The sequence below is a fragment of the Massilia timonae CCUG 45783 genome (genome assembly GCF_000315425.1).
GTDB classification, from domain to species: domain Bacteria; phylum Pseudomonadota; class Gammaproteobacteria; order Burkholderiales; family Burkholderiaceae_D; genus Telluria; species Telluria timonae.
This window is the reverse complement of sequence record NZ_JH992926.1, coordinates 161,161-186,860: the sequence shown is the minus strand read 5'-3', so window position 1 is coordinate 186,860 and position 25,700 is coordinate 161,161. Positions and strand designations below refer to the sequence as shown.

The 25,700-nt window shown below is 67.4% G+C and carries 24 protein-coding genes; 10 read left to right on the top strand and 14 right to left on the bottom strand.

The window, feature by feature from the left end; translation table 11 throughout:
* Positions 1-7: 7 nt before the first annotated feature.
* Positions 8-304, bottom strand: coding sequence for a putative quinol monooxygenase (locus HMPREF9710_RS23615; protein ID WP_005670652.1), 297 nt, complete (start codon positions 302-304; stop codon positions 8-10).
* A 182-nt stretch (positions 305-486) separates the two neighbouring features.
* Here HMPREF9710_RS23615 and HMPREF9710_RS23610 point away from each other — a divergent pair, with 182 nt between their 5' ends.
* Entirely contained in the window at positions 487-951 is a 465-nt protein-coding gene (locus tag HMPREF9710_RS23610; RefSeq protein WP_005670650.1) for a hypothetical protein, read from the top strand.
* 9 nt (positions 952-960) lie between these two features.
* Here HMPREF9710_RS23610 and HMPREF9710_RS23605 read toward each other — a convergent pair whose 3' ends face one another.
* Positions 961-1,431, bottom strand: coding sequence for a GNAT family N-acetyltransferase (locus HMPREF9710_RS23605; protein ID WP_005670648.1), 471 nt, complete (start codon positions 1,429-1,431; stop codon positions 961-963).
* Positions 1,432-1,673: 242 nt separating this feature from the next.
* Between HMPREF9710_RS23605 and purU the strand changes: the two genes are divergently transcribed.
* From purU to HMPREF9710_RS23570, 7 genes are all read left to right on the top strand, one after another.
* Positions 1,674-2,564 (top strand): formyltetrahydrofolate deformylase, encoded by an 891-nt coding sequence (purU, locus tag HMPREF9710_RS23600; RefSeq protein ID WP_005670647.1) that lies wholly within the window; start codon positions 1,674-1,676, stop codon positions 2,562-2,564.
* 98 nt (positions 2,565-2,662) lie between these two features.
* Complete coding sequence (locus HMPREF9710_RS23595; protein ID WP_005670645.1) at positions 2,663-3,190, top strand: (2Fe-2S)-binding protein; 528 nt, start codon at positions 2,663-2,665, stop codon at positions 3,188-3,190.
* A complete protein-coding gene (locus HMPREF9710_RS23590; RefSeq protein WP_005670643.1) occupies positions 3,187-4,221 on the top strand; it encodes an FAD binding domain-containing protein in 1,035 nt (344 codons plus the stop codon). The genes HMPREF9710_RS23595 and HMPREF9710_RS23590 overlap by 4 nt, the downstream gene beginning before the upstream one ends.
* Positions 4,218-6,530 (top strand): xanthine dehydrogenase family protein molybdopterin-binding subunit, encoded by a 2,313-nt coding sequence (locus HMPREF9710_RS23585; RefSeq protein ID WP_005670641.1) that lies wholly within the window; start codon positions 4,218-4,220, stop codon positions 6,528-6,530. The genes HMPREF9710_RS23590 and HMPREF9710_RS23585 overlap by 4 nt, the downstream gene beginning before the upstream one ends.
* Positions 6,531-6,787: 257 nt before the next feature.
* On the top strand, positions 6,788-7,762 hold the full coding sequence (locus HMPREF9710_RS23580) for a tripartite tricarboxylate transporter substrate binding protein BugD (protein ID WP_005670638.1): 975 nt from the start codon (positions 6,788-6,790) through the stop codon (positions 7,760-7,762).
* A 161-nt stretch (positions 7,763-7,923) separates the two neighbouring features.
* Positions 7,924-8,388, top strand: a complete 465-nt coding sequence (locus tag HMPREF9710_RS23575) for a tripartite tricarboxylate transporter TctB family protein (RefSeq protein WP_005670636.1) — start codon at positions 7,924-7,926, stop codon at positions 8,386-8,388.
* A gap of 6 nt (positions 8,389-8,394) precedes the next feature.
* Positions 8,395-9,897, top strand: a complete 1,503-nt coding sequence (locus HMPREF9710_RS23570; protein ID WP_005670634.1) for a tripartite tricarboxylate transporter permease — start codon at positions 8,395-8,397, stop codon at positions 9,895-9,897.
* Positions 9,898-9,966: 69 nt separating this feature from the next.
* Here the strand turns inward: HMPREF9710_RS23570 and HMPREF9710_RS23565 are convergent, their stop codons facing one another.
* The 11 genes from HMPREF9710_RS23565 to HMPREF9710_RS23515 form a co-directional block, all read right to left on the bottom strand.
* A complete protein-coding gene (locus HMPREF9710_RS23565; protein WP_005670631.1) occupies positions 9,967-11,091 on the bottom strand; it encodes an MFS transporter in 1,125 nt (374 codons plus the stop codon).
* The gene (locus HMPREF9710_RS23560; RefSeq protein ID WP_005670629.1) at positions 11,088-11,615 is read right to left on the bottom strand and encodes a TetR/AcrR family transcriptional regulator; all 528 of its coding nucleotides are present in this window, start codon (positions 11,613-11,615) and stop codon (positions 11,088-11,090) included. Before HMPREF9710_RS23560 ends, HMPREF9710_RS23565 begins: the two co-directional genes overlap by 4 nt.
* A 49-nt stretch (positions 11,616-11,664) precedes the next feature.
* A complete protein-coding gene (locus HMPREF9710_RS23555) occupies positions 11,665-13,122 on the bottom strand; it encodes an MFS transporter (RefSeq protein ID WP_005670627.1) in 1,458 nt (485 codons plus the stop codon).
* Between the two features lie 15 nt (positions 13,123-13,137).
* Positions 13,138-14,310, bottom strand: coding sequence for an HlyD family secretion protein (locus tag HMPREF9710_RS23550; protein WP_005670626.1), 1,173 nt, complete (start codon positions 14,308-14,310; stop codon positions 13,138-13,140).
* Positions 14,311-14,327: 17 nt separating this feature from the next.
* Positions 14,328-15,740 (bottom strand): efflux transporter outer membrane subunit, encoded by a 1,413-nt coding sequence (locus tag HMPREF9710_RS23545; protein ID WP_040778080.1) that lies wholly within the window; start codon positions 15,738-15,740, stop codon positions 14,328-14,330.
* Between the two features lie 142 nt (positions 15,741-15,882).
* The gene (locus tag HMPREF9710_RS23540) at positions 15,883-16,824 is read right to left on the bottom strand and encodes a LysR family transcriptional regulator (protein ID WP_005670622.1); all 942 of its coding nucleotides are present in this window, start codon (positions 16,822-16,824) and stop codon (positions 15,883-15,885) included.
* Between the two features lie 50 nt (positions 16,825-16,874).
* Positions 16,875-17,834: a chemotaxis protein gene (locus HMPREF9710_RS23535; RefSeq protein ID WP_005670620.1), complete on the bottom strand. Its 960-nt coding sequence runs from the start codon at positions 17,832-17,834 to the stop codon at positions 16,875-16,877.
* 135 nt (positions 17,835-17,969) lie between these two features.
* Positions 17,970-19,379, bottom strand: a complete 1,410-nt coding sequence (locus HMPREF9710_RS23530; RefSeq protein ID WP_005670618.1) for a GntP family permease — start codon at positions 19,377-19,379, stop codon at positions 17,970-17,972.
* A 119-nt stretch (positions 19,380-19,498) separates the two neighbouring features.
* Entirely contained in the window at positions 19,499-21,277 is a 1,779-nt protein-coding gene (locus HMPREF9710_RS23525; RefSeq protein ID WP_005670616.1) for an alkaline phosphatase D family protein, read from the bottom strand.
* 79 nt (positions 21,278-21,356) lie between these two features.
* Positions 21,357-23,729, bottom strand: a complete 2,373-nt coding sequence (locus tag HMPREF9710_RS23520) for a DNA polymerase II (protein WP_005670614.1) — start codon at positions 23,727-23,729, stop codon at positions 21,357-21,359.
* Positions 23,729-24,517 carry a ferritin-like domain-containing protein gene (locus HMPREF9710_RS23515; RefSeq protein ID WP_005670613.1) on the bottom strand — a complete coding sequence of 263 codons (789 nt, stop codon included), beginning with the start codon at positions 24,515-24,517 and terminating at the stop codon, positions 23,729-23,731. Before HMPREF9710_RS23515 ends, HMPREF9710_RS23520 begins: the two co-directional genes overlap by 1 nt.
* Positions 24,518-24,679: 162 nt before the next feature.
* Between HMPREF9710_RS23515 and HMPREF9710_RS23510 the strand changes: the two genes are divergently transcribed.
* Together HMPREF9710_RS23510 and HMPREF9710_RS28110 are read left to right on the top strand one after the other, a co-directional pair.
* Entirely contained in the window at positions 24,680-25,084 is a 405-nt protein-coding gene (locus HMPREF9710_RS23510; RefSeq protein ID WP_005670612.1) for a DUF6973 domain-containing protein, read from the top strand.
* Positions 25,085-25,093: 9 nt separating this feature from the next.
* A complete protein-coding gene (locus HMPREF9710_RS28110) occupies positions 25,094-25,471 on the top strand; it encodes a hypothetical protein (RefSeq protein WP_157225729.1) in 378 nt (125 codons plus the stop codon).
* On the opposite strand, the gene HMPREF9710_RS28965 is transcribed toward HMPREF9710_RS28110, so the two are convergent.
* Positions 25,447-25,566: a hypothetical protein gene (locus HMPREF9710_RS28965; RefSeq protein WP_371855241.1), complete on the bottom strand. Its 120-nt coding sequence runs from the start codon at positions 25,564-25,566 to the stop codon at positions 25,447-25,449. The two genes, HMPREF9710_RS28110 and HMPREF9710_RS28965, sit on opposite strands and share 25 nt — an antisense overlap.
* Positions 25,567-25,700: the final 134 nt, after the last annotated feature.

The following is a 25,700-nucleotide window of genomic DNA, read 5'->3' as shown; positions in this document are numbered from 1 at the left end:
GCCGCTTTCAGCCGGCGGGTGTGTACTTGCGCACCGCCACCGGGCGCTCGACCAGCGCCGGCAGGTCGGCCACCAGGGCCGCCATGTGCGCGCTGGCGTCGTGCAGCGCCACCGCCTCGGCATCGCGCCAGTATTCCACCATGATGAACTCGCGCGGGTCTTCGGTCGAGCGCTGCAGCTCGTACAGGATGCAGCCGGCTTCCTTGCGGGTTTCCATCGTCATCGCGTGCATGCGCGCCGCGAGCGCGGCTTCCTGGCCCGCCCTGGCGTACAGGGTGGCGATGATCGTCACTTGCTGGTTCATGTTCTTCCTTCGTGTCGGAGGCGCGATGGCTTGGGAGTGCCTGGCGCCGCCCTGCAGTATAGGATGAACCGCGCGCATCTGCCGGCCGGCCCGCGATTTCCACTCCGGCATGCTCATCCCCTATAATCGTAGCCGCCCCGGCCCCGCCCGCGGGCGAGCTTCCACCACTACCTAGGATTCCGATGAAAGCCCTGCCTCTTGCCGTATTGCTCCTTGCCTCCGGTTCCGCGCTCGCCAACGACGCCGCGCTCCTGAAATGCCGCGCCGTGAGCGACGTCGCGGCGCGCGTGGCCTGCTATGACGCGATTCCCCTTGGCGCGGCAAGTCCCGCGGCAGCCGCGCAGGCGGCCGGTGCGCCGGTGGCGGCGGCCCGCGCCGAGCAAAACTTCGGCATGGAAGCGGTGAAACAGCGCGAGGAGCAGCCCCAGTCGGTGCAGAGCACCATCGTGGGCAGCTTCGAAGGCTGGGGCCCGGGTTCGCGGATCCGCCTGGCCAACGGCCAGGTGTGGCGCGTCATCGACGGCAGCGACGCGGTCCTGGCGCCGCGCACCGACGTCAAGGTCAGCATGGAACGCAATCTGTTCGGCACCATCTTCATGCGCGTGGACGGCACCAACGCCTCGGCCAAGGTGCGCCGCGTCGAATGATCCAGCGCGTCAGGCCAGCGGGCGCGCCATGTAGAGCGCTCCCGCCGGATACGTGAGCAGGCCCGCATCGCCGGTGGCCCGCGCCGCGAAGCCGAAGCCGCTCCAGAAGCGCGTGCTGTCCTGCACCGACACCAGCGCGGCATGGGACAACGCCAGATCGCGGCCGAGGTCCAGCAAGCGCTCCACCAGCGATCGCGCCAGCCCGCGTCCGAGCGCGCGCGCATCGACCGCCAGGTCGTGCAGGTACAGCGTGTCGGCGTCCGGCGCGATCTCGAACGCCGCCCCGAGGTCGGTGACCCGCCCCAGGCGCGACGGGTAGGCGAACAGGTAGCCGCACACGCCGTCGGCGTCGCATGCGACCAGGCAGGTGGCGGCCGCCGCATCGCGCCGCGCCTTTACCACGGGCGCCGCTTCCTGCATCGCCGGTGGATAGCAGGCCGCCTGCACGCGCAGCACGGCATCGAGATCGGCGAACAGCATTGGACGGATATGCGTTGGCGTCGGCATCGGAACCCTGGAAAAAAGCGCGCATGGTAGCACGCCTGACATGCACGCTTGACGACATCGGCCACATCCATCATTCTATACATTCTGACAACATCGCCTTGCCAGCGCTGCCGACCCGGCGGCGCCGGAAACCAGAGCTGCCGCCGTCCCACCTGGCCGGTGTCGCGTGACGGACGGGCACTTCGCATCCAGCCCCTAACCGACAGGAATCACCCATGAGCAGCATCGCCCCGGCGCCCGCCGGCCGCATCGAATACATCCTCAACGCCAGCTGCCCGGCCGGCACCGGCATCGTCGCCGCCGTGGCGACCTTCCTCGCCGAGCGCGACTGCTATATCTGCGCGCTGGAACAGTTCGACGACGATTCGACCGCGCGTTTCTTCATGCGCGCCGTGTTTCGCCAGCAAGAAAACTCCCCACCGATCGACCGCATCCGCAGCGAGTTCGCCGACCTGGTCGCCGGCCGCCTCGAGATGCAGTGGAAGATGTTCGACCCGCTCGATCCGGTGCGCACCGTGATCATGGTCTCCAAGACCGACCACTGCCTGGACGACCTGCTGTACCGCCGCCGTAACGGCGAACTGAACATGCAGATCACGGCGGTGGTGTCGAACCACCTCGACCTGCGCCCGATGGTCGAACGCGAAGGCATCCGCTTCGTGTTCCTGCCGGTCACCAAGGACAACAAGACGCAGCAAGAGGCGCGCCTGTTCGAGATTTTCGAGGAGACCGGCTCTGAACTCGTGATCCTGGCGCGCTATATGCAGATCCTGTCGGACGAGCTGGCGCGGCGCCTGGCCGGCAAGTGCATCAATATCCACCACTCCTTCCTGCCCGGCTTCAAGGGCGCCAAACCCTACCAGCAAGCCTTCGACCGCGGGGTCAAGCTGATCGGCGCGACGGCCCATTACGCCACGCCCGATCTCGACGAGGGCCCGATCATCGAGCAGGTGCTGACCAGGGTCGACCACAACTACCGGGTCGACCAGCTGACCCGCGTCGGCCGCGACAACGAGTGCCTGGCGCTGGCGGCGGCGGTCAAATTCCACATCGAACGCCGCGTCTTTGTCGACGGCAACAAAACAGTGGTATTCCGCGGTCCCTGAGCAAAATAACAAGTTACCTCAAGAATAGGTGCGTCACCTAACCGTGACGCACCCGGCTGCACGGGTAAGATCATGGCTTCTCATAGAGGGGAATGACCATGGAACTTCACCAGCAGTATCCGGTCCGCCTGCGTATCAACGGGCAGGACCGCGAATTCAACGTCGAGTCCTGGGTGACCTTGCTTGACCTGTTGCGCGAGCGCGCAGGCATGACCGGCACCAAGAAGGGCTGCGACCAGGGACAATGCGGCGCATGCACGGTGCTGGTGGACGGCAAGCGCATCAATTCCTGCCTGACCCTGGCGGTCATGCAGGACGGTAAAGAGATCACCACGGTCGAAGGCCTGGCCAACGGCGAAGACCTGCACCCGATCCAGCAAGCCTTCATCGACTGCGACGCCTTCCAGTGCGGCTACTGCACCCCTGGGCAGCTGTGTTCGGCCGTGGGCCTGATGAACGAGGACCAGGCCAGGTCGCGCGACGACGTGCGCGAACTCATGAGCGGCAATATCTGCCGTTGCGGCGCCTATCCGCAGATCGCGGACGCCGTGGTCCAGGTGATGGACCTGCGCAAGAAAGATAGCGGCGACAAGCCCGCCTTCACGACCGGGGCGGTGCTCGCATGAATCCATTCACCTTCACCCAATCGAAGGACCTCGACGGCGTGCTGGCGGCCTTGAGCGCCGGCGAAGCGCGCCCGATCGCGGGCGGCACCAACCTGCTCGACCTGATGAAGGAAGGCGTGATGCGCCCTTCGCAACTGGTCGACATCAATGGCCTCGGCCTGGACAAGGTGGAGGTCGGCGACGACGGCGGCCTGCTGCTGGGCGCCCTCGCCCGCAACGCCGACACCGCCTACGACCCGCTGGTGCGCGAACGCTTCCCGCTGCTGTCGAGCGCGATCCTGGCCGGCGCCTCGCCCCAGCTGCGCAATATGGCGAGCAATGGCGGCAACCTGATGCAGCGCACCCGCTGCGTCTACTTCTATGACGTCGGCACCGCCTGCAACAAGCGCGAGCCCGGCACCGGCTGCCCGGCCAGGGATGGCGTCAACCGCCAGCATGCGATCCTGGGCACCAGCGAAGCCTGCATCGCGACCCACCCGTCCGATATGTGCGTGGCCCTGCGCGCGTTGGATGCGACCGTGCACGTCCAGTCCAGCAGCGGCAAGCGGCAAATCCCCTTCGCCGAGTTCCACCGCCTGCCGGAAGACCGTCCCGAGATCGACAACACCCTGCAGCCGGGCGAACTGATCACCCACATCACCGTCCCGCAGGCCGACCGCTTCATCGCCCACAGCGCCTACATCAAGGTGCGCGACCGCCTGTCCTACGCGTTCGCGCTGGTGTCGGTGGCGGCCGCCCTCGACCTCGATGACGACGGCACGATCAAGGCTGCGCGCATCGCGCTCGGCGGCGTCGCCCACAAGCCGTGGCGGATCGAAGCGGCAGAAGCGCAACTGGTGGGCAAGGCGGCCGGCGAGGAAGCCTTCGCCGCCGTCGCCGACACCATTCTACAGGGCGCGCGCAGCTTCGGCCAGAACGACTTCAAGCCGGCGCTGGCGAAGAACGCCATCGTCCAGGCCTTGACCAGCGCCGCCCGCGGCACCGATATCGCCAGCGGCAGCGACCGCCATCCAGAAGGAGACCGAGCATGACCGACCTGATTCCAGAACTGCGAGCGCCGAGCGCGCCGGCCGGCACCGGCCGCGTCAAGAGCGGCATGGCCGTCTCGCGCGTCGACGGCCGCGCCAAGGTCACCGGCCAGGCCCAGTACGCGGCCGAGGTGTTCGCGCCCGACCTGTGCTATGGCGTCGTCGTCAGCAGCACCGTCGCCAAGGGCCGCATCACCCGCATCGACACCGTCGACGCCCTCACCGCGCATGGCGTGATTTCCGTCATGACCCACGAGAACCGCCCCAAGATGCGCTCCCTCGACATCGCCTGGAAGGACATGACCGCTCCCGTCGGCTCGCCCTTCCGGCCCCTGTTCTCGGACCAGATCTTCTACAGCGGCCAGCCGGTGGCCCTGGTGATCGCCGACACCTTCGAGGCGGCGCGCCACGCGGCCCAGCTGGTGCGCGTGCATTACGACGTCGACGAGCACGAGACCAACCACCTGGAACGCCTGGGCGAAGCCTATGAGCCGAAGAAGATGAAGGCCGGCTTCACGCCGCCGAGCAGCACCGGCGACGGCGAAAAGGCGTTCGCGAATGCCCCGGTCAAGGTCGACTCGCAGTACTACAACGGGGTCGAGCATCACAATCCGATGGAGATGTTCGCCTCCACCGTGATCTATGGCGAGGATGGCCACCTGACCATCTACGACAAGACCCAGAGCTCGCAGAACAGCCGCTGGTACGTCTCGCACGGCTTCGGCATCTCGAAGGACAAGGTGACGGTGCGCAACCCCTACGTGGGCGGCGCTTTCGGTTCCGGCCTGCGTCCGCAGTACCAGCTGCCGCTGGCCGTGATGGGCGCGCTGCAGCTGAAACGCTCGGTGCGCGTGGTGCTCACGCGCCAGCAGATGTTCAGCTTCGGCCACCGCCCCGAGACCTGGCACCGCATCCGCCTGGGCGCCGACCATGACGGCACGCTCAAGGCGATCTGGCACGAGGCGATCCAGGAAACCTCGCGCCTCGAGGACTACGTGGAAGTGATCGTCAACTGGTCCGGCCAGCTGTACGCCTGTCCCGACATCAAGCTCGGCTACCAGGTGGTGGCGCATGATCGATTCACGCCAATCGACATGCGCGCGCCCGGCGCCGCCCACGGCGTGCACGCGCTCGAAGTGGCGATGGACGAGCTGGCGTACGAACTCAAGATGGACCCGCTGGCCCTGCGCCTGAAGAACTACACCGACGTCGCCCCGATCGAGGACAAGCCGTTCTCGACCAAGGAGCTGCGCGAATGCTACCGCCAGGGCGCCGAGCGCTTCGGCTGGGACCAGCGTCCGCTCGAGCCGCGCTCGATGCGGGACGGCGACGAGCTGGTCGGCTGGGGCATGGCGACCGGGATCTGGGATTCGCTGGTGATGGTGGCGCGCGTCTCCGCCGTGCTGCATGCCGATGGCCGCCTGGTGGTGAGCAGCGCCGCGACCGACATCGGCACCGGCACCTATACCGCGATGTCGATCGTCGCCGCCGAACAGCTTGGCCTGCCGCTCGAGCAGGTGACCTTCCAGCTGGGCGATTCGACCTTGCCGATGGCGCCGATCGAAGGCGGCTCGTCGCACATGGCCACGGTCGGCTCGGGCGTGCATGGCGCTTGCGAGAAGCTCAAGAAGCAGCTGCTCAAGATGGCGGCGGCGATGCAGGATTCGCCGCTGGCCAAGGCGCGCATGCGCGACGTCGAGTTCGGCGACGGCGCAGTGTTCTTGAAGAAGGATCCGGCGCAGCGGGTCGAACTCTCCGCCGTGCTGCGCGACGCCAACCTCGACCGCCTGGAGGAGAAATTCTTCATGACGCCGCAGATGCTCAAGCAGCGCAAGTACACGCGCGCGGTGCACTCGGCCGTGTTCTGCGAGGTGCGCGTCAACGAGAAGCTGGGCATGGTGCGCGTGACCCGCGTGGTGAGCGCGGTCGCGGCCGGGCGCATCATCAGCGCCAAGACGGCGGCCAGCCAGATCAGCGGCGCGGTGGTGTGGGGCATCAGCCAGGCCCTGCATGAAGAAACCCATACCGATGACAGGTACGGGCGCTTCATGAACCACAACTACGCCGAATACCACGTGGCGGTGAACGCCGACATCCACGACATCGACGTGATCTTCGTGGAAGAGGACGACCGCATCGTGAGCAAGCAGCTCGGCGCCAAGGGCGTGGGCGAGATCGGGATCGTGGGCGTGGCGGCGGCGGTGTCGAACGCCATCTTCCACGCGACCGGCAAGCGCCTGCGCACCACGCCGATGACCCCGGCCAAGCTGCTGATGGGGGATCGCGAACTGCCGGTGCAGGCGCCGGTGTAATCCGATTCTCTCGACGGCATCGAAGCGCCGACGGCCACCGCCGTCGGCGTTGTCATTTTCGAATTTTCGCCTTCGGCTGTACAGCTTTTACTGAACCTCGTCACACCCATGCGACATACGTATTTCCACGTAGTTGCATATCAATATGTTTACTGGTACAACCCTAGCTGCGTAAGACAACGCTAGAGCGCAGCGACGCACCGCAAAGGTGCGCACTGCCATCCCATACCAAGAACGAGATAACGAGGACGACAAACATGAAGCTCAAGATGCTGTGCGCTGTCGCGTGCCTGGCCGCTTTCGGCAGCGGCCTGGCCCAGGCCCAGAACTACCCCAACAAGACCATCACCATGATCGTGCCGTTCGCGGCCGGCGGCCCGACCGATACGGTCGCGCGCCTGGTGGCGCAGTCGATGGGCACCACCCTCAAGCAGCAGATCATCATCGAGAACGTCGGCGGCGCCGGCGGCACCATCGGCGCGGCGCGCGCGGCCAAGGCCGCTCCCGACGGCTACACCCTGTTCCTGCACCACATCGGCCAGTCGACCGCCCCTGCCCTGTACCGCAAGCTGCCGTACGACGCGATCACCAGCTTCGAGCCGATCGGCCTGATTACCGACGTGCCGATGACCGTCGTCGCGCGCGGCAACTTCCCGGCCAAGGACATGAAGGAGCTGATCACCTACGTCAAGGCCAACAAGGACAAGGTGACCTACGCCCACGCCGGCCTGGGTTCGGCCTCGCACCTGTGCGGCATGCTGCTGCAGACCGCGATGGGCGTCGAGCTGACCACCGTGCCCTACAAGGGCACCGGCCCGGCGATGAACGACCTGCTGGGCGGCCAGGTGGACTTCATGTGCGACCAGACCACCAACACCACCAGCCAGATCAAGAGCGGCAAGATCAAGGCCTATGGCGTGACCACCAAGACCGTCGTGCCGTCGCTGCCCAACCTGCCGACCCTGGCGTCCGGCGCCCTGCCGAACTTCGAAGTCGGCGTCTGGCACGGCCTGTACGCGCCGAAGGGCACGCCGAAGCCGGTCGTCGATGCGCTGGCGAACGCCCTGCGCGCCTCGCTGCGCGATCCGAACGTGATCAAGCGCTTCAGCGACCTGGGCACCGAACCGGTGCCGACCAACCAGGCGACGCCGGAAGCGCTGCGCACCCACCTCAAGCAGCAGATCGACCTGTGGGGTCCGATCATCAAGAAAGCCGGCGCTTTCGCCGACTGAGCATGAGCATCTGATATCACGCACTGTGCCGGTTCCACCGGGACGGTGCGTTTTGTTGTAGCTGTCGTACCTGCCGCACCCGCAGCACCGTCGTTGAAACACACTTCGAACCATTGCATCTGTACCACCGCATTTGCATCACAAAAAAAGGGGACCACCACGTGCCAGCATTCATACGCCACCCAAAGGATTTTTGGAGTGGCATCGTCTTTCTCTTCTTCGGCCTGAGCGCCATCGTCATCGGCCAGGACTATGAAATGGGCACGGCCGGACGCATGGGCCCGGCCTATTTCCCGACCGCCCTCGGCGGCCTGCTGTCGCTGGTCGGCGCAGCTTCCTTGCTGCGCTCCTTCTTCCGCCAGGGCGAGCCGATCGGCCGCCTGTACTGGAAAGAGCTGTCGCTGGTGCTGGTGGCCGTGCTGCTGTTCGGCTTCCTGGTGCGCGACGCGGGCCTGGTGCCGGCGGCCTTCCTGCTGATCCTGATCAGCAGCTACGCCGGCCAGAAATTCAATCTGGGCAAGGCCGTGGCGCTGGCCGTCGGCGGCGCCCTGTTCGCGGTAGGCCTGTTCGTCAAGCTGCTCGGCTTGCCGATGCCTATCTTTGGTCCTTGGCTCGGTGGGAATTAATAGAATATGGAACTCTTCAGCAATCTCGCCCTCGGCCTCGAAACGGCCTTCACGCTTCAAAACCTGTTCTACTGCCTGGTCGGCGTCTTCGTCGGCACCGCGGTCGGCGTGCTGCCGGGTCTCGGCCCGATCGCCACCATCGCCATGCTGCTGCCGGCGACCTTCGGCCTGCCGCCGGAATCGGCGCTGATCATGTTGGCCGGCATCTACTATGGCGCCCAGTACGGCGGCTCGACCACCGCGATCCTGGTCAACCTGCCGGGTGAATCCTCGTCGGTCGTGACGGCCCTGGACGGCTACCAGATGGCGCGCAACGGCAACGCCGGCAAGGCGCTGGCCACCGCGGCGATCGCCTCGTTCTTCGCCGGTTCGGTCGCCACCGTGCTGCTGGCCCTGGCCGCGCCGCCGCTGGCCGACATGGCCCTCGAATTCGGCCCCGCCGAATACTTCTCGCTGATGGTGCTCGGCCTGGTCGCCTCGGTGGTCCTGGCCAGCGGCTCGCTGCTCAAGGCGATCGGCATGGTGCTGCTCGGCCTGCTGCTGGGCGTGGTGGGCACCGACGTCAACTCGGGCTCGGCGCGCTACACCTTCGACCTGCCGCAGCTGGCCGACGGCATCAACTTCGTGATCGTCGCGATGGGCATGTTCGGCATCGGCGAGATCGTCCGCAACCTGGAGCACGACGAGTCGCGCAACCTGGTGATGAAGAAGGTCAAGGGCCTGATGCTGAGCAAGGACGACTTCAAGCGCATCATCGCCCCGGTCCTGCGCGCGACCGGCCTCGGCTCGATCCTCGGCATCCTGCCGGGCGGCGGCGCGATGCTGGCGTCGTTCGCCTCCTACTCGCTGGAGAAGAAGGTGTCGAAGAACTCGGCGCAGTTCGGCAAGGGCGCGATCGAAGGCGTGGCGGCCCCGGAAGCGGCCAACAACGCCGGCGCCCAGACCTCGTTCATCCCGATGCTGACCCTCGGCATTCCGTCGAACCCGGTGATGGCGCTGATGATCGGCGCGATGATCATCCAGGGCATCCAGCCGGGTCCGGCCGTGATGACCGAGCAGCCCGGCCTGTTCTGGGGCCTGATCGTCTCGATGTGGATCGGTAACCTGTTCCTGGTCGTGCTGAACCTGCCGATGATCGGCATCTGGGTGCGCATGATCATGGTGCCTTACCAGCTGCTGTATCCGGCGATCCTGATGTTCTGCGCGATCGGCGTGTTCAGCCTGAACAACAGCAACTTCGACGTCTACCTGATGGCGCTGTTCGGCCTGCTGGGCTACCTGTGCGCCAAGCTGGAACTGGAACCGGCGCCGATGCTGCTCGGCTTCATCATCGGACCGATGATGGAAGAGTACCTGCGCCGCGCCCTGCTGCTGTCGCGCAGCGATCCGATGGTGTTCATCGAGCGTCCGATCTCGGGCGTGATGCTGGGCCTGGCCGCCGCGGCGATGATCGTCGTGCTGCTGCCGTCGCTGCGCAAGAAGCGCGAAGAGGCGTTCCAGGAAGACTGATGCGCTGAACGCGGAGCGAACCCCGTGCGCCGCCCGGCGCCGGCCTTTCCAGGCTGGCGCCGGGCGTTGTCATTCCGGGCCGCGCCGAACGAGGCCGGCGACGAGGGCCAGCGCCGCGAACGACGCCACGGCGGCGTTCGGCGAGGCGCGCTCCATCAGAAAGCCGAAGCCCAATGCGCCCAGCGTCTGACCCACCGCCAGCGCCAGGAAGGCCAGCGTCACGCCGGTCGCGGGCCGCGCGGGCAGCGCCGCGATGCTCCACACCAGATAGACGCCCGTCAGCATCAGGTAGGCGGCGCCGAACAGGCCGCCGCCCATGAACACGAGCCACGGCGGCGCGCCATCCAGGCCGACGGCGGCAACCGCCAGCCCCAGCGCGACGTGGAACACAAGATGCACCGCGCGCATCCCGTAGCGGGCAATCAGCGATCCCGCCATGGCGCCGACCACGCCCGCGCACCCCATGACGGTCCACAGCATGCCGACCTGGCGTCCGCTCCAGCCGAGATTGGCCTCCAGCAGGTCGGCGCCGAAACTCCAGACCACGGTGCTCGCCGCTCCGCTCAGGCCGGCGGCCGCGGCCAGCCGCATCAGGTCGGGCGAAAGCCGGGGCAGCAACGGCGCAGCGACGGCGGGCCGCGGCCGGCCGGCGGACAGCACCTTCAGGGTCGCGCCGACCATCAGGAGGGTCGCGCCGGCGAAGCCGGCATAGGCCAGCCGCCACTCGGCCCCCATCAGCGCCGCCACCGGGCCGGACAGGGCGACGCCGGCGCTGGTGCCGGCATTGATGAAGGTGTTGGTCGTGTCGTGCCTGGCGGGCGGCAGCATCGCCGTCACGGCCGCGGCCAGCGCCGGCGACGCCAGGCCGGTGCTCGAGCCGGCCACGATCACCGCGGCGGCGAGCCAGGCGGGCGACGCGGCGCTGGCGAGCCCGATCATGCCGGCGGCGCCGGCCACGCCTGCCGCCACCGCCACGAAGCGCGGCCCGCGGCGCTCGGTCAGCCAGGCCGCCAGCACGATCGCCAGGCAAAAGCCGAGAAAGGACCCCGCCGAGATGATCCCCGCCAGTGAGGACGAGAGCTCGAAATCGGCCGAGATCGCGGGCAGGAACAGGCCGAAGGCGAAGCGCGCGAAGCCGTAGCAGACCGCGATCAGGCCAAAGCCGGTGACGCCGAGAGCGAGGGTCTGTTTCACGCCGCACGCGCCATCGCAACCAGATCCACGGCGGCCCCGCACGCCGCCTCGATCGCGCTCGCCCCCTGCCAGGCGCTGGCCGCCACCGCGCCTTCGAACAGCAGGACGATGCGCCCGGCCAGCACCTCGTCGGCGCGCCCGAGATCAGCGTGGACGATCCGCGCGACGTGTTCGCGCAGCCTGGCCTTGTGCGCCTGCACCGCCGCCACGATCGCCGGTTCGGCGCCGCCGGTCTCGCCGAGGATGCGCAGGAACAGGCAGCCGCGCGCCCCTTCGTGCGCGATCCAGCCGGCCAGCGCGGCGAACAGCGCGCGCACGTCGAGTCCATCGACCTGCTCGAAGAAGCGCCGGTCACGCGCGGCGAGCACCTCGCCCACCAGGGCGGCCTTGCTGCCGGCATGTTTATAGAGGGTGCGGCTCGACATCCTGGCGGCGCGCGCCAGGGTGTCCATATTGGTGGCCATGTAGCCGTGTTCGTAGAACAGGCGCTCGGCAATGGCAAGGAGTGCTGGGTTGGTATCCATGGCCCCAGTGTAAAACGATCGTTTTACACCCGGGCGCACGCTTGCCCCCCTAGTCGAACCGGCGCTGCATGGTCAGCAGCACGGCCCCGACCAGGCCCACCCACATCACGACCCAGAACAGGTCCTGGCCCGCCAGCAGTCCGGCCTGGCGCGCCAGCTCCAGCCCGCCGTCGCCGATCGGGCCGGCCTTCTCGGCCAGCCGCGAGGAATGCAGCGCCGTGCGCTCCTGCAGCGCGATATTGGTCACGCCGACGCCCAGCGCCAGGCCCACCTGCCCCAGCATGTTCTTGAGCTGCTGGGCGTGCGCGAACACCACGTTGTCCGCCTGCAGATCCTTGAACGAGTGGATCGCGGCGGTCGCCATGCCGAGCGTCAGGAAGCCGCCGAACAGGCCCATCCACAACATCACCGTGTCCCAGGCGTTGGCGCGCGGATCCAGGGTGGCGAAGCGCCAGCCGAGCGCCGCCAGCATCAGGAAGCCGGTCACGAAGAACCTGGTCGGATGCGGATTGCGCTTGACCATCTGCAGCATCACCACGAACACGACGAAGGTCGACAGCAGCCCCACGCCTTGCAGCACGCCGGCCTGCTCCAGCCCCATGCCGAGGCCCTTCTGCACCGCCTGCGGCAACAGGGTGTTGACCATCCCGAGCACCGCGTAGCAGACCGCGAAGATGACCAGGCCCAGGCGATAGCGCGCGCTGGCCAGGATGTTCAGGTGCAGGAAGGGTTCGTGGCGGCGCGCCTTGACGAGGCCGAAGGCCAGCAGCAAGGCCAGGCCCAGCGCCAGGTGGCCGAGCAGCGCGCCACGCTGGCCGCCATGCCAGTCGTAGGTCAGGTGCTGCAGGGCGAACAGCGTGATCGCGGCGCCGCCGCCCAGCAGGATCGCATCCGGCACGTGCAGGCGCGTCGGCGTGCCGTCCAGCGTGTCGGCGCCGAGCGGCAGCCAGCGCGCCGCGATGCCGGCGCCGATCGCGGCCAGCGTCGCCAGCAGCAGGAACATCCCGCCCCAGGCTTCGTGGCCGATGAACTTCGCCGCGGCCAGGGGGCCGAGCGCCAGGCCGAGCGACAGCGCGCTGCCGAATGCCGCGATGCCCTGCAGGCGCTGGGGCGAAGGCGGAATCAGGTTGACCATCATGCGCGAGGCGGTCATGAACACGCCGCCGCCGATGGCCATCAACAGCCGGCCGCCGGCGAAGGCGGCGACGCTGCCGCTGCCCGCGCAGATCCAGGCGCCGACCATGTAGAACACCACGCCGCCCAGCAGGTAGTTGCGCCAACCGAGGCGCTGCACCATCACCGTCAGCTGCGAGATCGACAGCACCGCCACCGCCGCGTACAGCGCCGAGACGGTGGCGTATTCCTCGGGCGAGGCGCCGACGTGGCCCATGATGGCCGACGCCGCGAACACCGTCATGCCGGTCGAGAGGAACTCGATGAAGTTGAACACGAAGATCGCGGCCAGCAGCGCCGGACGTGGAATCGTAAGCTTAGCGGGGGCGTTCATCGCCTGCCCTTTCCATCAACGCGACGCCACCGCGCCCGGGTGACCGAGCGCGCGCCGGATCGCCTCGTCGGCGCCATGCGACTCGGTCTCGAACACGACGGTCTTGTACTGCTGGCGCGCGGCCCCGGCCTGCATCAGGCTCAGGCCCTGCTTGCTGCTGGTGTCGATCGCCACCTTCATCGACAGGCCCAGGCGCAGCGGATGGCGCGCCAGGTCGGCCGGGTCGAGCGCGATGCGCACCGGCACCCGCTGCACCACCTTGATCCAGTTGCCGGTCGCGTTCTGGGCCGGGACGGCGGCGAAGGCGCTGCCGGTGCCGGCTTCCTGGCCGACCACGCGGCCATGGAAGACGACGTCCTTGCCGTACACGTCGGCCGTCACCGCCACCGGCTGGCCGATGCGCACGTCCTTGAGCTGGGTTTCCTTCAGGTTGGCGGTGACCCACATCTGGTCCAGCGGCACGATCGCCATCAGCGGCGTGCCCTGGGCCACGCGCTGGCCGATCTGGACGTTGCGGCGCGCCACGATGCCGCCCACCGGCGCGGCCAGCGTGGTGCGCGCCAGACCCAGCGAGGCGTCGCGCAGCTGGGCGATCGCGGCCTGCACGTCGGGATGGCTTTCGACCGTGGTGCCGTCGACCAGGGCCAGCGCCGAGCCGACCTGCTGGCGCGCGGCGGTGAGCGCTGCGCGGGCGGCGGCCACGGCATCCTCGGCATGGCGGATGTCCTCGCCCGACACGGCGCCGGTGTCGGCCAGCTTGCGCCGGCGTTCGAGGTCGCTGGCGGCCTTGCCGAGATCGGCCTCGCGCTGGGCGACCGTCGCGCGCAGCTGCTCGACGCCGGCGAACTGGGCCCGCACCTGGCGCGCCGACTTGGCCAGCGCCGCCTCGGCGCGGTCCTGGGCCAGGCGCGCGTCGACCTCGTTAAGCTGCACCAGCACGTCGCCGGGCCGCACGAAATCGGTGTTGTCGGCCGCGATGCGGGTCACGGTGCCGGCGACCTGCGGGGTCACCTGCACCAGGTTGCCCTCGACGTAGGCGTCTTCGGTGTGCTGGCTGTTCCAGCCGATGCCCAGCACCTCGGGCGAGGACCAGGCGATGCCGCCGGCGGCGGCCAGCACGGCGACAGAAAGGCCGAGCGCCAGCTTGCGGCGGCCCTGGGGAGCGTTGTTCGTATTATTGGTGTCCATAGCGTTCTCTCGATTCTTCAATGTGCGGCCAGCGCGGGCCTGGCGGCCGGGGCCTGGTAGCCGCCACCCAGCGCGCGCACCAGGTTCACGTCCAGCTCGTAGGCGCGGGCGTCCAGCTCGGCCTGGGCGCGGCGCTGGGCCACGACCTGGGTTTCGGCGATCAGGACCTGCACGAAGTTGCCCAGCCCCGCGCGGTAGCGCTGCTCGGCCAGCTCATAGGCCTGCTCGGCGGCGGCCAGGGCCTGGTCCTGCTCGCGCACCCGTTCGCCCAGCCAGCGCAGCGACGTCAGTTGCGCCGTCACGTCGCGCAGCGCATCGATCACGGCGGCGTTGTAGTTCTCGACCGCGACGTCGAATTCGGCGTTGCGCGCCGCGAGATTGCTGCGCAGCCGGCCGCCGTCGATCAGCGGCAGGGTCACCAGCGGGCCGGCCGCGAAGCTGCGGCTGCCGCCCTGCAGCAGGCGGTCGAAGCCCAGGCTGGCCAGGCCGCCGGACACGCTCAGGTTCACGGTCGGATAGAACTGCGCCTTGGCGACGTCGATCTCGCCGCTGGCCGCCTCGACCTGCCAGCGCAGCGCCACCAGTTCCGGACGGCGGCCCAGCAGCGCGGCCGGCACGTCGGCCGGCGCCGCCGCCGGGCGGTCCAGGCGCAGTCGTGGACGGGCGATCGACTCGGCCGCGTCCTGGCCTTGCGCCCCCAGGGCCGCGATCTGGCCCCGGGTCAGCGCGATCGCCTCGTCCAGCGCCGCGATCTGGCCGCGCGCGGCCGGCACGCCGATCTCGGCCTGCTTCAGCTCCGCCTTGCTGTCGAGCTGCGCGGAGACGCGCTGCTGCACCAGCTCGAGGATGCGGCTGCGCTGGCGCAGCTCCTGCTCGGCCAGGTCGCGTTGCGCATACAGGTGGTCCAGGCGCAGGTAGGCCTGCACCACGGCGGTCGACACCGCCAGGCGCGCGGCCTGGGCTTCGGCCTGGCGCGCATTGACGCGGCCGGCGGCGGCGGCCACGCTGGCCGCGTTCTTGCCCCAGAAATCGAGTTCGACACCCAGGTTGAGGCTGGCGTCGTTGACCCACTGCCAGCTACCGGCCAGCGGCTTGGGCACGCTGCCGTTCTCGCTGTAGCGCTGGCGCGCGGAACGGACCGAGGCGTTGGCCTGCGGCCCCAGGCTCGCTGCGGCCAGGCCTTCGAGGGCCGCCGCCTGGCGCACCCGCGCGAGCGCGCCGGCGATCGTCGGGCTGGCATCGCGCGCGCCCTCCACCAGCCGGTCGAGCTGGGGGTCGCCATAGGCGCGCCACCAATCCTGGGTCGGCCAGGCGGCGGTCTCGGTCGCCAACGACCCAATAGCGCGCGATGAATTTGTAGCCGCGTCCTGGGTCAGGCGCGCCAATTGCGGCTGCGCGCCCATCGACACGCAGCCGCTGAGTACGAGCATCGCAGAAACAAGCGCCAGGCGGGTCGGACACCGGCCTGGCGCGGGAAGGGATTGAAGCATGGTGTGCCTCGGCAAAAATACAGGGATAGCCGAAGCATAGTTGCTCTGAGTTATTTAGGCCATGCCATAAGCGGCATGGACATCATGCAGAATCTGCATAACCAGTCTCGGCTCCCAGCGTATTGGTCAGGGTCGTCAGCACGAATTCGCGCAGCCAGCGGTTGGCCGGGTCGCGGTGGCTGCGCTCGTGCCAGTACAGCGCCAGCTGCAGCGGCGGCAGCTCGACCGGCATCGGCGCCAGCACCAGGCCGAGGTCGCGCGCCAGCGGTCGCGCCAGGCGCAGCGGAATGGTGGCGATGGCGTCGGTATGCAGCGCGATGTGCGCCGCCGAGGTGAAGCTCGGCACATGGCACAGGATGCGGGTGGGCTCCAGCAGCGTTTCCAGCTTGCGGGTCACGGCCACGTTGTGGTGGCTGGTGTGCTCCATCTCGATCAGCACGTGGCGGTGGGTCAGCCAGGCGTCGCGGTCGAGTTGCCCGGCCCAGGGATGGCCGGGCCGCATCAGGCAGGCGTATTCGTCGTCCCACAGCTTGCGCTGGCGGATGTTGTTGAGCAGGTGCGGAAAGCGACCGATGGCCAGGTCGATATGGCCGCGTTCGAGCTGGGCCTCGAGCGAGCCGGGATCGATGTGCACGCTGCGCAGCTGCAGGCCGGCGGCGCCGTTCTCCAGCCTGGCCAGCCCGTCCAGCAGCTGGGGCAGGATATTCACCACCGCGCCGTCGACCATGTACAGGCCGAAGGAACGGGTGGCGCTGAGCGGATCGAAGGCGGCCGGGCCGCCTTCGAGCTGGCGCGCCGCGTCCAGCACGGCCGCCACCGGGCCGGCCAGTTCGAGGGCGCGGGAGGTGGGCTGCATGCGCTGGCCCGAGCGCACGAATAGCGGGTCGCCGAAATGGCGCCGCAGTTTCGCCAGCGCGCGGCTGACGGTGGGCTGGGTCATGCCGAGCAGTTCGGCGGTGCGGGTCAGGCTGCCCTCGCGCAGGAGGCTGTCGAGGATGAGTAAGTGGGAAAGGTCGGGGATCACGCCCGCATCATATCATTGCGGCAACTGGCATGTGATCCCCGGGGGCAGGATCAGCCGCCCAGCACCTTGCGCAGGGTGCGCGACAGGTCTTCGGCCGAGAACTTGGCCACGTAGGCGTCGGCGCGCACGTTCTTGACGTGTTCTTCGTTGGTGGTGCCCGACAGCGAAGAGTGGATGACCACCGGCAGGTTGCCGAAGCGGTTGCTCGACTTGATGTTGCGGGTGAGCGTGAAGCCGTCCATCTCGGGCATCTCGAGGTCGGTCAGCACCATGGCCACGCGGTCGTACACGGTGCGGCCTTCGGCTTCGGCCGCGGCGGCGATCGTGCCCAGCTGGTCCCAGGCTTCCTTGCCGCTCTTGGTCATGATGTAGGGCAGGCCCATCGCGTCAAGGCCCTGCTCGATCAGCGCGCGCGCCACCACCGAATCGTCGGCCGCCAGGATCACGGCGCCCGGCTTGATCACGATCTTGGCGCCCACCGCCTGCTCCATGTTCTCGCGTTCCTGGTTCGGGTTCAGGTTGCGCAGGATGGTCTCGACGTCCAGCACCTGGGCCAGGCGCGCCGGCTGCCCATCCTGCTCGGGCAGGCGCGCGATGCTGGTCACCATGCCGCTGCCGGCGCTGTGCTCGGCGGTCATGACCTGGCTCCAGTCCAGGCGCACGATCTCTTCCACGCTCTCGACGGCAAAGGCCTGGGTGGTGCGCGCGAACTCGGTCACCAGCATGATGTTCAGGCCGGTCTTGGGCTTGACGCCGGTGATGCCCGGCAGGTCGAGCACCTGGATGATCTGGCCGCGCAGGTTGACCACGCCCAGCACGTGCTGCGGCGCGCCGGCCACCGCCGTGATCTCGGGCATGGCGACGATCTCGCGGATCTTGAAGACGTTGATGCCGAACAGCTCGTTATGGTTGCCCTGCTCGTCACCACCCAGGCGGAACAACAGCAATTCGAATTTGTTGGTGCCGGTCAGGTTGCTGCGTTCGTCGACTTCTTGCTGTACCGATTTCATGTTCCATCCTGGATTAATAGTGCTGCACGGAAACCATTGCGGAACTCATTGTAGTCGCGCGGCTCTTTCTTGGGTCAATACAAGCCATAAGCCTTGCTGATTTTGCGGGAACAGGTGCAAAAAAACCACGAATTGTCACGTGAGACCGAGGGCGTAATATACGCCGATGACAAAGAATACAGCTGCCGTCTTGATCAGGGTGACGGCGAAGATGTCGCGGTAGGCCTCGCGGTGGGTCAGGCCGGTCACCGCCAGCAGGGTGATCACGGCGCCGTTGTGCGGCAGGGTGTCCATGCCGCCGCTGGCCATCGCCACCACCCGGTGCATCACCTCGAGCGGTATCCCGGCACTCCCGGCGCCGCGGATGAAGACGTCGGACATCGCGGCCAGCGCGATGCTCATGCCGCCCGAGGCCGAGCCGGTGATGCCGGCCAGCGCGCTGACCGAGACCGCCGCGTTCACCAGTGGATTCGGAATGCTGCGCAGCGCGTCGCTCACCACCAGGAAGCCGGGCAGCGCCGCGATCACGCCGCCGAAGCCATACTCCGACGCCGTATTCATCGCCGCCAGCAGCGCGCCGCCCACCGCCGCCTTGCTGCCGTCGGCGAAGCGCCTCGCCACGCGCGTGAACGCGGTCGCGACCACGAACAGGATCCCCAGCAGCAGCGCCGCCTGCACCGCCCAGATCGCGGTCACGGTCTTGATCGTCGTCGTTACCGGCGTGGCGATGCCGGGCAGGATCTCGGGCGGCACCGTGTGGCTGTCGCCGCCATACCAGACCGGAATCATGCGGGTGAAGACAAAGTTGGCCACGCCCACCAGCAGCAGCGGCGCCACCGCCAGCAGCGGATGCGGCAAGCCGCCGGCGCTTGTCTCCACCCGCTCCGGTTCGTTCACCAGCGACGTGCCATAGCCCTCCCCCTTGGCGGCGGCCGCGCGCCGCCGCCACTCCAGGTAAGTCAGCCCGACCGCCAGGATGAACAGCGCTCCCAGGGTGCCCAGCACCGGCGCGGCCCACGAGGTGGTCTGGAAGAAGGTGGTCGGGATGATGTTCTGGATCTGCGGAGTGCCGGGCAAGGCATCCATCGTGAACGAAAAGGCGCCCAGCGCGATCGCCCCCGGCAACAGGCGCTTGGGGATGTCGCTTCGCCGATAGAGTTCGGCCGCGAACGGATAGACCGCGAACACCACCACGAACAGCGACACGCCGCCATAGGTGAGCAAGGCGCAGACGGCGACGATGACGGCGTTGGCGCGCGCGGCGCCGATGTAGCGGATCGCCGCCGCCACGATGGCCTCCGAAAAGCCCGACAGTTCGATCACCTTGCCGAACACCGCACCGAGCATGAACACCGGGAAGTACAGCTTGACGAAGCCGACCATCTTTTCCATGAAGATGCCGGAAAAGACCGGGGCCACCTGCGCCGGGTCGGTGAGCAGCACGGCGCCCAGGGCGGCAACCGGCGCGAACAGGATGACGCTGTAGCCGCGGTAGGCGGCGAACATCAGGAAGGCCAGAGCGGCCAGGACGATCAGGAAGGACAAGACGACTCCATGGCGATGGCGTGTAAGGACGTCATCATTATAGAAAGGGAGCGCGGCCGTGGGACAGCGTTTGCGCCGATATCGCGTGCGTTTATGCAGGCGGCATCGGCACGCTGTGCTCAGGCGACGTTGTCCTCCACGCGCGGCGTCGTCGAGCCGTTTGCCAGCGTGATCCGGGTGCGCTTGGCCAGCGGCGCAGTCGGCGCCGCGCCATTGGCATCGAGCGGCTTGACCTTGGTGAACACGACGCTGAACGTCGCCGGCGTGACGGTTGCCACCGCATAGCCCTGGGCGTCGTGGTCGGCGTAGGCAAAGGCGGGATTGTTCATGCGCAGCACCTGGTCGAAGCCCTGCGGCGTGGCCACCAGCGGCGCCAGCGGCGTGTTGCCGGCGCCGGCGCGCAGGTACTGGTAGAACGAGGAACTGCTGATGCCGGCTGCGACGAAGTCGACCGCCACCGGCCGGCCGCTGCGCGGATCGTTGCTGTCGTAGATCACGCCGCACTGGAACGCGTGCAGGTCGCCGGTGATCGCCACCACGTTCTTGACGTCGTTGCTGGCCAGGTGGCCCAGCATCTCGGCGCGATAGGAAGGATAACCATCCCAGCCGTCGGCATTGACGATATAGAGGTTGTCGTACGGCGGCGGCGCCATGGTGCGCATGTCGAGCCACATGCGGTTGAGGGTCACTTCATTGCCCCATACCTTCCAGGTGGCCGTCGAGCCTTGCATGGTGTCCTTCCACCACTGCGTCTGCGTCGGTCCCAGCAGGCCCGGATTGCGGCCCAGCGCGGTCCTGGCGCCGGCCTCGAACCGGGCCAGCAGCGGCTGCGGCACGAAGTAGCGCGAGCCGATCGAGTCGTCACCGGCCACCGGGTCGCCCTGCAGCATGCCGGCGTAGGCCGCTTCATTGACCACGTGGTCATCGCGGTACAAACGTTGGTCGGTCATCACCAGGTGCATCAGGGCGCCGAAGCGGAAGTCACGGTAGATGCGGATATTGTCGTGGCCTGCCTTGTTCAGGTCGAACGAGACGTCGCCCCAGTCGACCGGCATGTATTCGGCCCAGGCCTGGGTCGCATTGCGGCGGCGCGACGTCTGCTGCTGGTTGGCGTTGTCGTAGGTCTGGTGGTCTTGCCAGCAATCGTCCGAGAACTCGTGGTCGTCCCAGATCACGATCATCGGGCATTTGGCGTGCAGCGCCTGCAGGCGCGCATCGCTGCGATAGGTGCGGTACAAGGTGCGATAGTCGGCCAGGGTATTGGCGTAGCGCGCGCCGCCCGCGATCGTCACGCCGTCGGGCAGGTCGATGCGCGTATGGGCCGGCTCGGCGCGGCCCGACTGGAAGTTGGCGCCGACCGTCTCGTAGACATAATCGCCCAGGTGGACGATGAAATCGAGTTCCTCGGCCGCCATCATGCCCATCGCGGCCCAGTGGTTGACGCTCCAGTCCTGGCAGGTCATCCAGGCGAAGCGCATCTGCGCCGGGGTGCTGGCGGCGGCCGGTGCGGTCCTGGCCCTTCCCACCGGGCTGAGGTCGGCGCCGGCGCGAAAGCGATAGTAATACAGGGTGGCTGGGGCGAGGCCGGTCAGCTTGGCGCGCACCGTATGGTCATAGGTCGGCAGCGCGTTCAGTTCGACCACGCCGGCGACCTGGGTGAAGGCGGCGTCCATCGCCACTTCGAGCCGCAGTTCGACCGCTTCGCTGCCGCTCTCCGGCGCGCAACGGGTCCAGAACACGACGCTGCCCTCCTTCGGATCGCCGCTGGCTACGCCCAGCGGGAAGGTGAAGCTGCCCAGCGGCGGCGTGTCGTCCGAACCGCCACAGGCGGCAAGCAAGCCGCCTGCGGCGGCGACGGTGAAGTATGCGCTGCTACGTAAAAAGCCCCGACGGTCCACGTGGTCCCCCTCCTGTTGAAAACGTGACGGCAGTCTAGCGAGCCGATGTTTCCAACGCGTGACAGGGCGACAAGAACTGCTAGAACAGCGTCTGCTGCGGGCTGGTGAGATTGGCGAAGCTGTCGCCCAGGAAGGGCAGGATGGCGTCGGCCACCGGTTCGAGCTGGCGCGTGAGGTAGTGTTCGTAGTCGATGGCGCCGTGGCGGGCTTCCATCGGCTCGGGGCCGTTCAAGGTCATCACATACCGGATCCAGCCGCCCTTGCGGTAGAGCGCGGGGCGGCCCTGGCGCAGGTGGTGCTCGTCGGCCATGCGCGCGGCGCGCACGTGCGGTGGGACGTTGCGCTGGTACTCCTCCAGCGGCCGGCGCAGGCGCTTGCGGTAGACGAGATCGTCGTCGCATTCGCCGCGCAGCATGCGCGCGACCAGCTCGCGCACATAGTCCTCATAGGGCTGGCCCTTGAAGATGCGTTCGTAGAGCCCCTGCTGGAAGGCTTGCGCGAGCGGAGTCCAGTCGGTGCGCACCGTCTCCAGGCCCTTATAGACCATCTCTTCGCCGCCATCGGCGCTCGCGGCCAGGCCGGCGTAGCGCTTCTTGCTGCCTTCGTCCGAACCGCGCACGGTCGGCATCAGGAAGCGCCGGAAGTGCACGTCGTACTCCAGTTCGAGCGCGCTCTCGATGCCCAACTCGGCCTGCAAGTGACTGCGCCACCAGCCGTTGACGTGGTCGACCAGGGCCTGCCCGATGCGGCGCGCATCGCCTTCGGCGTGCTCGCGCCCGAGCCAGACGAAGGTCGAATCGGTGTCGCCGTAGATCACCTGGTAGCCCTGCTCCTCGATCAGCTCGCGCGTGCGGTGCATGATGTCGTGGCCGCGCATCGTGATCGACGAGGCCAGGCGCGGGTCGAAGAAGCGGCAGCCGGTGGTGCCGAGCACGCCATAGAAGGCGTTCATGATGATCTTCAGCGCCTGCGACAGCGGCGCATTGTGCTCGCGCTTGGCGGCTTCGCGGCCGGCCCAGACCTGGGTCACGATGCCGGGCAGGCAGTGCCTGGTGCGCGAGAAGCGCCCGCCGCGGTAGCCCGGCACCGTGGCGTCCTCGGGCTCGCGCAGGCCTTCGACCAGGCCGAGCGGATCGATCAGGAAGGTGCGGATGATCGAGGGATACAGGCTTTTGTAGTCCAGCACCAGCACCGAATCGTACAGGCCGGAGCGCGAATCCATCACGAAGCCGCCGGGACTGTCGGCGCCGGCGACGTCGCCGATGTTCGGCGCCACCCGTCCCTGGCGGTGCAGCAGCGGCATGTACAGGTGCTCGAAGGCCGCCACCGAACCGCCGCTGCGGTCGGCCGCCAGCCCGGTCACGCTGGCGCGCTCCAGCAGGAAGGCCATCAGCCTGGTTTTGTCGAAGATGCGCGTGACCAGCTCGCAATCCTTGAGGTTGTACCAGGCCAGCGCCGGCTTGTCCTCGGCGAACATGCGGTCGATCTCGGCCATGCGGTCGTGCGGGTTGTCGATCGCCTTGCCTTCGCCCAGCAAGGCGCGCGACACGTTCTCGAGGCTGAAGGACGGGAAGCTCCAGGTGGCCGAATGCAGCGCATCGATGCCGTCGATGACCAGGCGACCGGCGATGCAGATGAAGTAATGCTCCTGCTTGCCGCCATGCTCGCGCCACTCGATCGCGCTGCCGTCGCGGCCCAGGCGCAGCGGGCGGTTGAAACGATCGGCATGCTTTTGCAGCACCCGCATGTCGAACTGGATCAGGTTCCAGCCGATGATGGCGTCGGGGTCGTGGCGGATGAACCATTCTTCCAGGCGGTCGAGCAGTTCGAGCCGGGTGTCGCAGTAGTCGAGTTCAAAATCGCGTTCCCGGTCCTCGCCATTGGGCGGCCCGAGCATATAGACCTGGCGCTGGCCGCAGCCTTCGAGCGCGATCGAGCGCAGCTCGCCCTGGAAGGTGGTTTCGATGTCGAGCGAGACGGTGCGGATCGTCGGCCGGTAGCCCGGCGCCGGCTTCAGGACGGCGTCGACCAGCAGCAAGGGATCGCGATCGACCGGCGTGCCGGCGAAGCCTACCTGCGCCGTGATGAAGCGCTCCATCAGGTAGCGCTCCGGCGGACGCACGTCGCCCTCGAACACGTCGAGACCATGCTGGCGCAGCTGTTTTTCGATGCGCAGCAGCTGGCGGTACTTGCGGCAGTACAGGCCGGCGACCGGCCGGTGGCGAAAATCGAGCAGGTCGAGCGGCCGTAGTTCCCATCCGCGCTCATCGACCAGCAACTGTTCGACGCTGGCGCGCTGCTCTTCCGGGATGAAAGCCACGGGCTTTTGCACCGGCAGCCGCAGGCGGCGCGGACCGGCATCGGTGGCGAGCCAGAACTCGACCTCGCAGCCGGCGGCGGTGTCGCGCCAGTGGCGCGTCAACAAGAAGCCTGTCTCCACACCAGTGTCCATCAGCGGTAGCGCTGCAGCTCGGCCTCGGTGAAGCCGGCCTGGCGCCGGCCTTCGATATTGAACGGTCCCTTGAGGACCGGCGCCTTGTAGCGCGCGGTCAGTTCGTCGTAGGTGGCGATCGGCTCCAGTCCCCGCTCATGACACAGGCTGAAGTACCAGCGGTTGCCGATCTCGACGTGCCCTACTTCGTCCACCAGCAGCCGGTCGAGGATCCGGGCCGCGGCCAGGTCGCCGGCCTGGGCGATCTTCTTGCGCAGTGGCGGAATCGCATCGAGCCCGCGCGCCTCCAGGGTGCGCGGCACCAGCGCCATGCGCGCCATGACGTCGTCGCCCGTCTTGGCCACCATCTCCCACAGGCTGTCGTGGCCGGGGAAGTCGCCGTAGGCGTGGCCAAGCGTGCCCAGGTGCGCGCTCAGCATCGTGAAGTGCAGCGCCTCTTCGTCGGCCACGCGCAGCCAGTCGAGGTAATACTGCTCCGGCATGCCATGGAAACGCCACAGCGCGTCGAGCGCCAGGTTGATGGCGTTGAATTCGATGTGCGCCAGGGCGTGGACCAGCATGGCCCGCCCCTCGGGCGTGGCCATCGAGCGGCGTCCGACCTGCAGCGGCGGCACCAGTTCGGGGCGGGCCGGGCGGCCGGGGATGCCGGCGGGCGCGGCGAGCGCGGTGGCGGTGTCGATGCGCACGGTCCCGGCCTTGCAGGCGGCGCTCAAGGCGGCGACCGCCTGGGCCTTGGTGGCAGGATCGGTTTCGAGCAGCGCGTGCAGCGCGGCGGCGCGGAGTTCCATGGTGTGATCTGTACTGGCGAAAGACGGCATTTTACTCAATTCGTTTAGCGCCTGTGCCGCTGATTTCTGACGCGCCGGGCCAGCGTACGGATTGAGCATGACCAAGAGTGAATACGACAGAACATGAAACACTCTTACCGCCTATCATAGAAGGAAACTCATATGACAACGACGTATGCGGAACTGTTCCAGAAGCTGACGGCAAGTGAAAAAATTCATCTCGCCTTGTTTCCCGAGCAGGCGGCGGTAATCAAGCGATCCGCGCAGCGCGCACTGCTCGAAAGCGAACTGCGGTTTCCAGGAAGCCGCCGCAATACGCCGGGGGACGCGTTTCGACACTGTTTTTGGTCCGCACTTCTCGCGCGAGACATCGGGTATGCCAGCGCATTGCGGTACACGAATGCGCACGAAGCTTTTCCGGATAATCCACCGGATGAGAAGGCGATGGATCTGCATAATAACGCCGTCGGACTGAGTATCGGCCGCTACGGAGGTCCGAATCAGATACTGATCTTGCGATGCGTCGATGCACTCCGCACCGGCCGACTCAAGATCATCGAACGCTAGGATGAAACCATGCGACCCTTCCTCACCGCGCTTTCTGCAGTGTTTTTCCTCTCAGCGTGCTCGCCGGACGTAGCCCTTGATCAAGCAATCAAACTGGGAGAGCGAGAGTTCACGCGCGAATCATGGGCCACTGCATCGCGGATCGAGCGTGGCCGGATGACCGCGTCATTCTTGCGCCAGTATGATGCTACCACCCTCGACCGGCGCCAGATCGAAAAGATACTGGGTCCATCCACAGGCTACTACTACTACGATAATAATCCGGCCTATTTTGTCGGGCCAGATACCGTCACCAGTATTCATGGAAAAGGCTATTTATGGGTATTTGAGGCAAACAAGAATAATGGTCGGATCGAACGCGTTCATTTCGTTCCCGATGTGAAGTGAGGTAAATCAAATACAGTCGCACCAAAATCGGTGGCGATCCAGAAGTCGACCTCGCAACCGGCGGCGGTGTCGCGCGAAAAGGTATATTTGTTGATGTATCCCGAGCACGTGTCGTTGATCAGCGACGCCGCTGAGCGGTGTTTGTCAACGTAGTTGTCGCGTCATCTCAAGCTGCTTGCTGTAGTGCTTCTGGCCGAATCCGTTCCGGATTCAACCAGACTTGATCGTC